Origin of the sequence: Bacillus inaquosorum KCTC 13429 (genome assembly GCF_000332645.1) — a bacterium.
Classification (GTDB): domain Bacteria; phylum Bacillota; class Bacilli; order Bacillales; family Bacillaceae; genus Bacillus; species Bacillus inaquosorum.
Window position 1 is genome coordinate 97,471 of sequence record NZ_AMXN01000004.1, and the last position, 12,166, is coordinate 109,636.

Below are 12,166 nucleotides of genomic sequence, written 5' to 3' on the forward strand. Positions count from 1 at the left end.
CCAACTTTTTTAACTTAATAAAATGATATGTCGGCCGTGAAAAAAGGGAACGTGCCATATGTTTTATTTTTCTTTGTAGGAGATTTGCTCGATGTTCAGCAAAAATGCTTTGATATCAGTTTTGCTCCCAGCGTACCCTGTTAACGCACTGTTTTTGCCGATCACTCTGTGGCATGGGACAAAAATCGGCAGGTCGTTTCGTTTATTAGCCTGTCCGACTGCGCGCACCGCTTTCGGACTGCCGACCGCAGCGGCGATGTCAGCATAGCTTCGGGATTCTCCGTATGGTATCATCGCCAGCGTTTCCCACACTTTTTGCTGAAAAGGAGTGCCCTTTTGGCTGAGCGGCAGTGAGAATCTCTTTCTTTCGCCAGCGAAATATTCATGAAGCTGTTTTTTGGCCTCTGCCAGATAAGGTGTTTCCATGTGCTCTGTATTCTGAACGCTTTCTTTCCAATCCATCCAATCTTCCTGACTGAGAAATAGACGGGTGATACGTCCATCCTCCTCGGCAATTATAATTTCCCCGAGCGGCGTTTCCGCTGTCGTATAGTAGTTCATTCATCAATCCTTCTTTCTTCAGCATTCTGTCTGACAGGAAGCGTAAGATGAAAAACGGTGCCCTTCCCTTCTTCACTTTCTACCATGATTTCGCCTTGATGCTCTTCAATAATTTTATAGCTTACCATAAGCCCAAGTCCAGTTCCCCGTTCCTTTGTCGTATAAAACGGTTCACCAAGGCGCTTTAATTTATCTTCTGTCATTCCGATTCCCTCGTCTTTTAAGGAGATGAGAACATGATCTTGATCCAATGTCCTTATCGTCACAAAAATGTTTCCGCCGTCAGGCATCACTTCGATGGCATTTTTTAATATATTGATAAATACTTGTTTCAGCTGATTCGGTTCACAGTAGATCGGTGGGATGTCGCCAATTAGCTCAAGATGCATTTGCACGTTGCTAAGATTGGCTTGCGCGTTGAGAAGGTCTATGGTGTCTCTCATAATTTGGGTAACATGTTTTTCTTCATACATAATGGCCTGGGGCTTGGCTAAAATCAAGAATTCGGTGATGATGGATTCGATGCGCTTTAGTTCTGAGGTGATCACATTGAAGTAAAGGGCGTAGTCTCCCTCCACACTTCCTTTCAGGAGCTGAATGAAGCCTTTAAGAGCTGTCATCGGATTTCTGATTTCATGAGCGATGCCTGCAGCGAGTTCGCCGACAACATGAAGGGTATCTGACTTGCGCAGGCGTTCCTCCAGTTCTTTTCGCTCTGTTACGTCTTTAAAGATGGCCAGGTTCATATTTTGAATAATATTTCGTTTAAATGAGAATTCCAATTTTCTGTTGTCATTGCTGCTCAGCAAAAACGGAATTTCGTTGTCCATTTCATCAAAATTAATCTGCCTTGCCGGCGAAGCAAGGTTTTCTATTTCATATGAAGAAATAATATCTAATAGGCTGTGCTGTTTAATCTCTTCATGTGACAGGCCTAAAATATGGCTTGCTAACGGGTTGGCGTCGATGATCCGGTATTGATTGTCGAACAATACATTGCCATCCATTGAGCCGTTGAACACTTTTCTGAATTTCAGCTCGCTTTCCCGAAGCTCCTTTTCCATCCGCTTTCTGTCGCTGACATTTCTTAAAATCGTCAAGTGCTGGTTTTCAAGTATTGTCCGCTTTGAGGTAAATTCGAGTTCTTTGAACTGCCCGTTCCCCATTTGAAACAGCAGCTCTTCTCTGATCTCTCCGTATTTTGCGTATTTCCTTTTCGTTATGCTGTATTTCTGCTGCGAGTCAACGAGAAAATCACACAGCCTTCTCTTCAACAGCAAATTCATCGGCAGCTCAAAGATTTTACAGGCTGACTGATTCGCCTTCACAATTCTTCCGTCATTCGACCAGATGATAATGGCGTCCATCGCATTTTCAAATATTTCTCTAAATCGCTCCTCACTTTTAAAGAGCTGCAGCTCCATAGACCGCTTCTCTGTGATATCCCTCATAATGGACATGTAAAAACCGCTGATGATGTTTGAAGTAATCGTGAATTCAAATAGCTTTTGGACTCCTGAACGAAGCTTGACGGGCAGCTCACCCTTCGCTTTTCCCTTGCGGTTGAGCGCCTTCCATATATTATCAAAGTCTTTTCGTGAGCCGCTGTCTATGAACTCATACAACGATAAATGAGACAGCTCATTTTGATTGATTTCAAAGCTTTTACAGAAGGACAAATTGGCATCAATAAAACCGCCATCTTTATCAAAAAGGACGATTCCGTCAACAGCTCTGTCAAACAAGTCCTTAAAAAGCTGTTCATTCATAGAGAATTCCCGCTCCAGAATCTTCTTGGAAGATATGTCTCTCATGACAACAAAAAAGAAATCCTCGCCAATCCCTCTTTTGGCCAGAAACTCTATGTATTTTGTCGCCCCGCCATCAAGCCTGATCGGAACCTCCTTCCACAGGAAACCTTTCTTAAAAAACTTCTTTACGGCAAGATTCAGTTCATCCTTTGGGATTGAAAACAAAAAATCCAAAACGGAACGCTTTTTCAAATCTTCCGAATCAACTTGAAGCATCCTCTCTGTCGCTTCATTCGCCTGAACGATCCGCATTTCATTATCACATATAAAAATAGCATCGAGCGTATTGTTGACAATCACTTGATGCTGATTCAATTCCTTTTTCAGCCGGACATTTTCTTCTTTGAGACGCTTCAGTTCTTCCTGCAGCTCTGAATTTGTCTGGACACCAAGAGTTTCCATACGTGTACACTCCTTCTTCAAAACCTATCCCTCAATATTTCTACAAAATGCGGGAACTTCCTTCATTTGCCCTATAAATTTCAGAAAATTTCAGCGCGGTTACATAACGAAGACATTTTCTACGATCCTTACCGTCACTTTACATCGTCCTAACAATCAGCGGTTTTTTAGATTCCTTTTTCATCTTTTATTTTAAAATATATACCAACAGGGAATAATCTCTTAGTGACTGATTAAAGAGAAGGTGATGCTATGAGTAAATCGCGGGACAGTTATTTCGATAATGCAAAATTCTTATTGATATTCCTTGTTGTATTCGGTCATATTCTTCGATCTTTTATTAATGATAACAACTTTATGCTCTACCTCTACAAGTTCATTTACACATTCCACATGCCTGCCTTTATTCTCGTATCCGGATATTTCGCGAAAGGCTTTAAACGCGCGGGATATGTGAAAAAGCTGGCGGTCAAGCTGATTATTCCGTATTTGATTTTCCAAATCATTTATTCCGTCTTTTATTACATTATGCAAGACGAAAGCATGGCAAATGTGAATCCGATTGATCCGCAATGGTCGTTATGGTTTCTCGTCAGCTTATTCTTTTGGAATCTGCTGCTTTATCCTTTTTCAAAGCTTTCTAAGCTGTGGGCGCTGTTTGTCAGCTGCGGAATTGCCGTGCTGATCGGCTATCTTGACTTTGTCAGCAGCACGCTGAGCTTGTCGCGGACATTTGTATTCTTACCGATGTTCCTTGTCGGGTTTTATTTAAATAAACATCATTTTGATTTACTGAGATCAAAACGAGGCAAACAAATTGCGACCGGGGTGCTTGGCGCCGTATTCGTTATCTGCTGGGGCATTGATTTTGACTATTCTTTTCTGTTCGGCTCTAAACCGTATTCTTCATTTGGAGACGTTACTCTGGCTAGCGGCCTGATCAGGATCGGCTGGTATGTACTCGCCTTCGCATCTACTTTCAGCTTTTTAGCGCTCGTTCCGCAAAAACGCTATTTCTTTACAAAATGGGGCACGCGGACCTTTTACGTCTATCTGCTCCATGGGTTTATTATTAAAACGCTGCGGCAGGTCGGTCTTGAGGATCAGCTTACTGACTATCAGAACTTAGTCATTCTATTACTTTTAACCGCTGCCCTTACGTCCGTTCTCTCCAGCAATTTTGTTAAGACAGTTGCTCAGCCCTTCATTGAGCTGAGAATGACCAGCTTATTGCAATTCGTCAGGGGAAGCAGCAAAAATGCTTATTTAAAATAGAAAAGCACCTCTTAAGCGGAACATCGCCTAAGAGGTCTTTTTTTATTTTTGTTTTTTCTCTTTTTTCTTTTTAGGCTTTGTGACTTCTAGCGTTTCGATGATTTTTCCGGCATTGTAATCCCCAAATTCACTTGAGAATTCTTCCTCCAGCACCTTCTTATTCATAGGCTTTTTATGATTTTGCATATCTTTGCTATGACGGTTTTTCTTCAAAATCACATGCCTCCTTGCTGACCCTGTTTGGAATTGCGGTTTGCACCCCTAAAATTCGGGTCGTCATGATACTGTGTCTTATATGAATTTGGGTCCATGCTCTCTGTAGGTGTATTGTTATTTTTAATGGCTTCATTCACTTCAGCTTTGCGCTTCATACGAATCCTCCTCGCCAGTTTTCAGATATTTTATTTCATTAAAGATGCAAGATCCTTAAGCTGCACCTGTTGATGTTAGGTTCTCCAACTGAAACGGCGTCACACATCTTTTTTTTGGCAATCAAAAAACACCGCAAAACATGCGGTGTTTTTTCTATCCGATAATCACTCTTTCCTTCGGATAATGATAATTCGCTTCGATTTCCTTTCTTCCGATCAGGTACAGGAAGGTCAGGATGCCGATTCGCCCGATAAACATCACAATCATAATGACGCATTTTCCAACGTTGCTCAAATCAGCAGTAATGCCAAGCGACAGTCCGGTTGTGCCGAATGCCGAACACACTTCAAACAACAGCTCCGGCAGAGAATGCTTTTCTGTGATGGTCAGGATAAGTGTCGCGCCAAAAACGAGCAGGATTGCCATCATCGTGACAACAAGCGACTTCATGAGATCTGCAGGGTGAAGCTCCCGCTTGAATACCTTTACCGCTTTATTGCCTCGGGCAAAATGAAACAGCGCAAGAAGGTTCAGAGCGAAAGTCGTTGTCCGTATGCCTCCCCCGACTGAGCTTGGCGACGCTCCGATAAACATCAGCGCGCAAACAAAAAATATTGTAGCATCTGATAATTGGCTGATATCAATGGTTGCCAGCCCCCCGCTTCGGGTTGCCGTTGATTGAAACAGGGACAGAAACAAAATGTCATGCCATGACTTTCCCGCAAACGCGTGGTTTGCTTCCAGGATATAAATGCCGATGGCTCCAAACAAGACGAGTGAGCCGAACGTAATGGTCGTGATTTTCGTAAAAAGTGTAAACGGATATCTCCGATGCTTTGAAAACAAGAAATCCTTTACTTCGACAAGCACGGGAAATCCAATTGCTCCAAATACAATTAAAAGCATTGTAATAAACTGCACAAAATAATCGTGGCGGAATGGAATCATGGAACTGCCGGTAATATCAAATCCGCCATTTGTGGTTGCGCTGATACTGGCAAAAAATCCGTGTAAATAAGCTTCCTGATAGGAATCATAGTAGGTTAAGAAATAGGTGCCGAGTATGAGCCCGCCAAAAAATTCAATCCACAAGATCAGAAAAAGAACCTGCTTCATGAGATTGACAATCCCTGAAAACTGGGATTGGTTTTGGTCAACCATAATCAATTTACGTTCTTTTAGCCCGATTCGTTTTCCCATGATCAGCCAAATAAACGTTCCGAGCGTCATAATCCCGATTCCGCCAAATTGCAGAACAAATGCCAATATAAAAATACCTATTGTGCTGAATGTGTCAGCTGTATCAACTACCGTCAGCCCCGTCACGCTGACTGAACTGACAGCCGTAAACAGCGCATCAATAAACGTCCAGTCCGCCCCCGGTTTATGGGCCGCCGGCAGACTCAGCAATATAACGGCCACAGTAACTGCAAGAAAATAATATAATGCAATCAGCTGGGCTGGAGATAGTGCCTGTATCAGTTTTCCAAGCTTAAATTTCATGTAAAATCCTTCTGCCTCTCTTTTTAGATACGGTAATTATTCTAAAGATATTAGGTCCATTTTTAAAGGCTTTTACGAAACATTTTCTTAACTTGCTTCATTTTTTATCGTTTTAGTCAAAGGAATAAAAAAACCTCTGAGGATTGTCTCAGAGGAATGTTGTTATTTCGCTTCTAACCGTCTGATTCGCTCATCTAAATCAGGGTGAGTAGAGAAAAGCGAAGATCGCTTCTTGCCATTAATCTTTAATGTTTGGACAGCTGTCTGATCGTCTTCTATAATGCGGGAAGAATAGCTCTTAAGCGTCCGGAGCGCATGAATCATCTTATCCTTGCCGGCAAGATCCGCTCCTCCCCTGTCAGCATGGAATTCACGATGGCGTGAGTACGCAAACACAACCAGGCTGCCGAGAATGGAAAAGACAATCTGAAAGACAATCATTGCAATAAAATGAACGATCGGCGCAAGATCTTCTTTGACAAAACGGCTCGCAATCCATGCTGCGATACGCGATAAAAAGACGACAAAGGTATTGACGATACCTTGTAAAAGCGTCATTGTCACCATATCACCATTAGCGATATGCGCGACCTCGTGTGCAAGCACACCTTCAACAGCGGCATCATCCATTTGCTCCAGCAGCCCTGACGACACTGCCACAAGGGAACGGCGTTTTGACGGTCCAGTCGCAAACGCGTTCACTTCAGGTGAACGGTAAATTCCGACCTCCGGCATTTTGGTTAAACCGGCAGAGCGGCTTAATCGGTGTACGCGTTCAACCAATTGCTGTTCCTCATAACTGAGTGTGTGCTTGTTCGGGTTCAGCACTCTGACACCCATCATCGTCTTTGCCATCCATCTGGACATCGCAAGAGATGTAAAGGAACCGACAAAACCAACGACTAAACTGAACACAAGGAGCGCTATTGGATCGATACCGCCATCAGCTGTAAAGTACGTTCCAACTCCAGTAACAGAGCTTAAAACAGACAAAACGATCCCGATTGTCGTAAGCACCAAAATATTCGTTAAAATAAACAGAAAAATTCTTTTCGCCATAATAACCTCCGTTATTTTAAGATCAAAAGAACCTGTATATTTAATTATAAAACAACCGTTTGAAAATGCAAGTAATTAGACGTATGATGTTAATGTATTGATGACGCTTTAATTTTGAATTCATACATAAACTTATATCCGCGTCAAATTGTTTTGAAGAGGTGAACAATGAACATTTTTAAACTCACTCGAACCGATATGGTGCGGCTGCTCTATTCCCTAAAAGGACAAGGAGAAATAAGCCCGCTCGACATTCTCGTCCAATCAGCGAACATGTCAGCAGACAATGCAGCCAATCATCTTGAAATTCCTGAATTTCTTACAAGATACGAACGAAAAAAACAGAAAAAAGAATACGGTCTCTCTACAAACGAAATCGTAGAACTTGGCAACTTATGCGAGCTGACTTCGTTAAAGTCAACCGCGATCCAAAACTGGGTAAAGCGTGATATCAAAGATCTGATCGGACATCCTGAACTGGGCAAAAAATATTCAGTTGAACAGGCAGTCATTCTTTTAATTGTACGTGATTTAAAATCCATTTATGACTTTGAACACATACGGGCTATTTTAAAAGTGGCCTTTAACACCATCTCAGACAGATCCGATGATGTCATCAGCCCGATTGATTATTATGAAAGCTGTGCATATGTGCTTGATGCCATTTATCACCAAGACACGCCTTCTATGAAAGAATCCAATCTTCAGGAGATCGTCGAACAGGAGACAAATCGTCTTCGCCACCGTTTTGAAGAACTGAATGACAGCCAATGGCTTAAAATCAGACAGATCATCGCAATTACAGTACTCTCCATTTTGACGTTCCATATTCAGGCAACCGCACATAAAATGACAGCTGACATTCTATAGTCCCCGGCTAAAGGCCGGGGTTTTCTTATTCTCCACAACAATTGCCAGCATAAATAAACCCCGTACATTTCAAACTAAATACGCGTTAAGAATTTCTTTATAGAAAAAGGAGATGAAAAAGATGGCGAGCAGAAATAAACTCGTTGTTCCAGGGGTGGAGCAGGCACTAGACCAATTTAAACTCGAAGTGGCTCAAGAATTCGGTGTGAACCTTGGTTCTGATACAGTCGCACGTGCTAACGGCTCTGTAGGCGGGGAAATGACAAAGCGTCTGGTACAGCAAGCACAATCACAATTAAATGGCACAACTAAATAAATTCAGGTCTTTATTCGCCGGGGTCACTCGGCGAATCTTCAGTTTGAGCTGAATTATTATTACTGCTGTAGCCGTTTGGATTACGGCGGTCAGAAGCGTTATTCCCGCCGGACGAAGAACGATTCTTTCCTTTGTCACCGTTATTCCAGTCCCTGTGATACTGGCTTTGGCCCTTTTCAGCGCTATTTTCCTCATTTCCTTTATCTTGAGGATCTTGTATTGGGGTTTGCTCATGATCCCCATCTTTTTCAGCATTTGTGTTTTCATCTGATTCCTTTACATCTTTATCTTTGTCACTATCATCTGTCTGGTCATCCGTTGTGTCTTCATTCTGTTCACCGGAATCCGTATCATCCAGCTGTTCATTATCTCCTTGCTTGCTGTCCTCGCCGTCTGTTTGATCGATGGTTTCATCCTCATTTCCGGCACTCTTTTGATCCTCTTCCCCGGATGGTTTGCTGGAGTCTTCTTTTGAATCTTTATGATTATTCTTTTCATTTGATTTGATGTAGCTGCCTGTTGAAACGCCTTCCTTCTTCGCTTTTTCCCTCGTTTGCATATCTGACTCGAGAGATTCCATGCGGTATGTCGTTTTATATTTTTCCGTCACATCATTAAGCTGCTTTTTCACAGCGGTTTTATATGTATTATCTTCCGTATTTTCATAAACAGTGGAAATCAATATTTCTTTCGATTCCTTTACATATCCGTGCTCACTGCAGTCGGTTATAATATCGTCAATCACCTTTTTAAAATCAGTCTTCTCCCAATCATCTATATCATTCACGACCTTCTTCCCCTCATCGTTCAGAGGCGTCAGTTCAATCACTTCGTAATCGCTGTTTAACGCCATTTCGAAGCTTGGATTGATATCAATTGTCATATACGCATAGGCCTTATTATTAGAAAAAACGGGGAGAACTATAAAAATAAAAAGCATAATAGCAGTCATCGTAAAAATCCCCATTTTGAAAGGGCGCAGTTTTAAAAAATCAAAAAAGCTGGCCCTTCTGCCCATGCGTGACTCACTCGGAAGCATGATTTCTTCTCCGATTTCATAGCTGTGGCGATCATTTTTGGCTTTTAAAAATTGTCCGTCAGGGGTCAGCAACGTGACGAATTTTCTATTTTTCTCTACTATAATCCCTCTTCTCATGAGTGCAGCACCCCTTTAAGATAATCTTTTAAATAAATATAATCACCCGTAATGATAATACACATCGCAATAATATATTTTCTGTTTCTCTCAATCGTTTTTCGGCTTACAGAGACAAGCTGTTCGAGCTGTTTCACCGGAAGCTGTTTCTTTGTATACAGGATAGCGGCCAATTCTTCATGTTCAACAAGGGTAATCGCCACCTTTATGGCGTTTTGCCTTGCGTCCGCATGCTTTGGAGAGTTTTCAAGCAGCTCCTTAAACGATAAACCATAATCTTTGAGCTGCTTCTGAAAATAGAGAATTTCCTCCCGCCTCTGCTCCTGTTCAATCTGACGGCGGTATTCATCAATGGAAAGCTCGGCTTCAATCAGGCTTTGTGATGACTCCTGATCGTCTCCTTCCTGTAAATCGATGTTTATATTTTGTGCGCTTCTAGCTTCTTTTCTGATGTAATCAATGACTTTTCTTTTTATAATAAGCTCAGCAAATGCGAGCAGAGAATTGCCTTTTTCAGGTGAGTATTTTTCAATAGCTTCATTAAACGCGATCAGTCCGATGCTGAACTCATCGTCTTTTTCATCTATATATCGTTTACAAACGGATGAAACCGTCTTTGCGATAAATGGCTTATATTGCTGTATTAATTCATTTTGCAGATCTTTATTGCCTTTTTGTATACTTTCAACAGTTTTTTCAAGCGTTTGCTTCTTTTTTCCCAATTTAAACAAAAGGCTAAGCACTGGTTTCACCTCAGTTCCTCCCTATAACTACTCATTAATGATAGCTAATTTGATAGGGATTCGCAAAGGAGAAAAAGAAATATTAATTTCCAATGTCTCAATTATGACAAACCATTCTGACGTACTATACATGATTTCGTGCCTTTCTAGAGAATTAAGGGGGTTTTAACAGTGTTTTTTGTAACAAAGCTGTTATAAAAATGTTATTTTATTTCGCCCATGAAAACGTTTTAAACATGAAAAGACTCTGCTTTTCAAGCAGAGTCTTTAAGATTACGCCCTTTCCCGGCTGCTGTTTTTTTGTTCGATTTGTGCGCCCTCCGGCTGTTTTTTTGCACCTGACATGAACCAGCCGCAAACCGCGATTGCCGCTAATACACCCCAGAATATCAACTTCCATGTTCCAGAATGGATAAAGTGCTCGGAAACAACCGCTATATCTTGATGAGCAAGTGTATATAAAGCAAGCTTCACTCCGACCCAGCCGACAATCACAAAGGCTGCTGTTTCTAGGCTTGGACGTTCCTTTAATAATTTAACAAACATTGAAGCCGCAAACCGCATAATCACCAGGCCGATGATACCTCCGGCCAAAATGACGATGAATTGTCCTCCGTCAAGTCCGCCGATCTTCGGAAGCGATGTGCCAGGAAGCGTAACCGCCAGTGCTACTGCCGCTAAGATGGAATCAACCGCAAACGCGATATCAGCCAGTTCAACTTTTAAAACAGTCGGCCAAAAACCGCTTTGTTTCGTCTCTTTATGCGTGTCTTCTTTCTTAAATACATACCTTTTCAATAGGTGGCTTGCTGAGATATACAGTAAGTAGATCGCGCCGATCGCTTGAACCTGCCATACGTTGACCAAAAAAGAAATCGCGAATAAAGAGCCAAACCGCAGAACAAAAGCCCCTGCCAATCCGTAAAATAAAGCCTTTTTTCTTTTTTCCTCCGGCAAATGTTTTACCATTACCGCCATAACCAACGCGTTATCGGCGGCTAAAATGCCTTCCAGCCCGATCAAGACGAGAAGAACCCAACCATACTCTAATAATAATGCTGCATCCATAAATGATACCCTCCCAAAAAAGTTGTTTTCTTTCTCTTCATCCGATCTTATGCCGGCCGGACCATGCAAAAAAGACCTTTGCCGACATAAGGCAAAGGTCTTGCTAGACATGAATTCAGGCATGCCAACAAAGCCGATGGATATGACAATCCATGAAATGACGACTTTGTTTCCGGAAAACATTCCGGACGCTACTCCCCTTTGGGATTTCAAGAAATATGATATTATACGTCAATGATATGCGCAGCGCGATTATTTGTCAACGTTTATTTTTTAAAAATACAGATAAATGTTCGGAGTGCGTGCGTTTTTTCCTCTTTTTCAACAGCAAGTAAAACACAAACAGCACCAAAATCGCTATCCCGATCGGAAGCATATATTGATCGAGAATAGAGCCGACTTCCTTCCAATTTTCACCGAGTTTCACACCGAGATAAACATATACAAATGTTATCGGGACCATGGCGATGAACGTATAAAGCGAAAACACCCAAACGTTCATTTTTGCAATTCCGCACGGTATGGAGATCAATGTGCGGATGCCTGGCAAGAAACGGCCGCTGAAGGCTACAAAGCCCCCATGCTTTTTGAAAAATTCATCCGACTTATCGAGAGCCTCAGGTTTAATAAAGAGGTACTTCCCAAAACGCTCAAGAAACGGCCTTCCTCCGTATCGCCCTATCCAATACAGCGTGAGCGGGCCGGCCACTCCCCCAAGCGACCCCGCCAAAACGGCGCCGGCAAGCGTCATATCACCTTTAGATACCCAATAACCCGCAAGCGGCAGGACGATTTCAGCAGGGATAAACTCAATACAGAGCGCTAGAAATATTCCAAAATAAGATAAGCTTTTAAATGCTTCTATCCAAGACATAATCAGCTCTTCGATATCCATCACTTCCCCTTTGTCCAAATTTATGTAAAATACATTTGTTTTTTCGGAAAACGTCAACATGATTTTAACACATTTTTCACGGTCAGCTGAACTAAAAATAAATCTCAGATGTATTTCTTGCAATTTCTATAGTCT

At 41.9% G+C, this 12,166-nt stretch carries 13 protein-coding genes; 3 read left to right on the top strand and 10 right to left on the bottom strand.

Going from position 1 to position 12,166, the window contains the following annotated elements:
* Positions 1 to 63: 63 nt before the first annotated feature.
* Both ogt and kinE read right to left on the bottom strand, forming a co-directional pair.
* Complete coding sequence (gene ogt, locus BSI_RS10215; protein ID WP_003239003.1) at positions 64 to 561, bottom strand: methylated-DNA--protein-cysteine methyltransferase; 498 nt, start codon at positions 559 to 561, stop codon at positions 64 to 66.
* The gene (gene kinE / locus BSI_RS10210; RefSeq protein WP_003239004.1) at positions 558 to 2,774 is read right to left on the bottom strand and encodes a sporulation two-component system sensor histidine kinase KinE; all 2,217 of its coding nucleotides are present in this window, start codon (positions 2,772 to 2,774) and stop codon (positions 558 to 560) included. The genes ogt and kinE overlap by 4 nt, the downstream gene beginning before the upstream one ends.
* Positions 2,775 to 3,026: 252 nt before the next feature.
* Here kinE and BSI_RS10205 point away from each other — a divergent pair, with 252 nt between their 5' ends.
* Positions 3,027 to 4,049: an acyltransferase family protein gene (locus BSI_RS10205; protein ID WP_019258225.1), complete on the top strand. Its 1,023-nt coding sequence runs from the start codon at positions 3,027 to 3,029 to the stop codon at positions 4,047 to 4,049.
* 42 nt (positions 4,050 to 4,091) lie between these two features.
* Here BSI_RS10205 and ykzE read toward each other — a convergent pair whose 3' ends face one another.
* From ykzE to htpX, 4 genes are all read right to left on the bottom strand, one after another.
* Positions 4,092 to 4,262, bottom strand: coding sequence for a protein YkzE (gene ykzE, locus BSI_RS10200; protein WP_003239006.1), 171 nt, complete (start codon positions 4,260 to 4,262; stop codon positions 4,092 to 4,094).
* A 2-nt stretch (positions 4,263 to 4,264) separates the two neighbouring features.
* Positions 4,265 to 4,420: a protein YkzP gene (ykzP, locus tag BSI_RS10195; RefSeq protein WP_003232510.1), complete on the bottom strand. Its 156-nt coding sequence runs from the start codon at positions 4,418 to 4,420 to the stop codon at positions 4,265 to 4,267.
* Positions 4,421 to 4,574: 154 nt separating this feature from the next.
* The gene (gene ktrD, locus BSI_RS10190) at positions 4,575 to 5,924 is read right to left on the bottom strand and encodes a Ktr system potassium transporter KtrD (protein ID WP_003239007.1); all 1,350 of its coding nucleotides are present in this window, start codon (positions 5,922 to 5,924) and stop codon (positions 4,575 to 4,577) included.
* Positions 5,925 to 6,086: 162 nt separating this feature from the next.
* Positions 6,087 to 6,983: a protease HtpX gene (gene htpX / locus BSI_RS10185; protein ID WP_003239008.1), complete on the bottom strand. Its 897-nt coding sequence runs from the start codon at positions 6,981 to 6,983 to the stop codon at positions 6,087 to 6,089.
* Positions 6,984 to 7,151: 168 nt separating this feature from the next.
* Here htpX and htpK point away from each other — a divergent pair, with 168 nt between their 5' ends.
* Positions 7,152 to 7,853, top strand: a complete 702-nt coding sequence (gene htpK / locus BSI_RS10180) for a transcriptional regulator HtpK (protein ID WP_003239009.1) — start codon at positions 7,152 to 7,154, stop codon at positions 7,851 to 7,853.
* 121 nt (positions 7,854 to 7,974) lie between these two features.
* Entirely contained in the window at positions 7,975 to 8,169 is a 195-nt protein-coding gene (gene sspD, locus BSI_RS10175; RefSeq protein WP_003218568.1) for an acid-soluble spore protein SspD, read from the top strand.
* Between the two features lie 10 nt (positions 8,170 to 8,179).
* Here the strand turns inward: sspD and BSI_RS10170 are convergent, their stop codons facing one another.
* From BSI_RS10170 to BSI_RS10155, 4 genes are all read right to left on the bottom strand, one after another.
* A complete protein-coding gene (locus BSI_RS10170) occupies positions 8,180 to 9,325 on the bottom strand; it encodes an anti-sigma factor domain-containing protein (protein ID WP_003239010.1) in 1,146 nt (381 codons plus the stop codon).
* The gene (gene sigI / locus BSI_RS10165) at positions 9,322 to 10,077 is read right to left on the bottom strand and encodes an RNA polymerase sigma factor SigI (protein WP_003239011.1); all 756 of its coding nucleotides are present in this window, start codon (positions 10,075 to 10,077) and stop codon (positions 9,322 to 9,324) included. Before sigI ends, BSI_RS10170 begins: the two co-directional genes overlap by 4 nt.
* A gap of 264 nt (positions 10,078 to 10,341) precedes the next feature.
* Positions 10,342 to 11,136, bottom strand: coding sequence for a MeeY/MeeF family manganese export membrane protein (locus BSI_RS10160; protein ID WP_003239012.1), 795 nt, complete (start codon positions 11,134 to 11,136; stop codon positions 10,342 to 10,344).
* A 259-nt stretch (positions 11,137 to 11,395) separates the two neighbouring features.
* Positions 11,396 to 12,091, bottom strand: coding sequence for a DedA family protein (locus BSI_RS10155; RefSeq protein ID WP_003239015.1), 696 nt, complete (start codon positions 12,089 to 12,091; stop codon positions 11,396 to 11,398).
* Between the last annotated feature and the right edge of the window lie 75 nt (positions 12,092 to 12,166).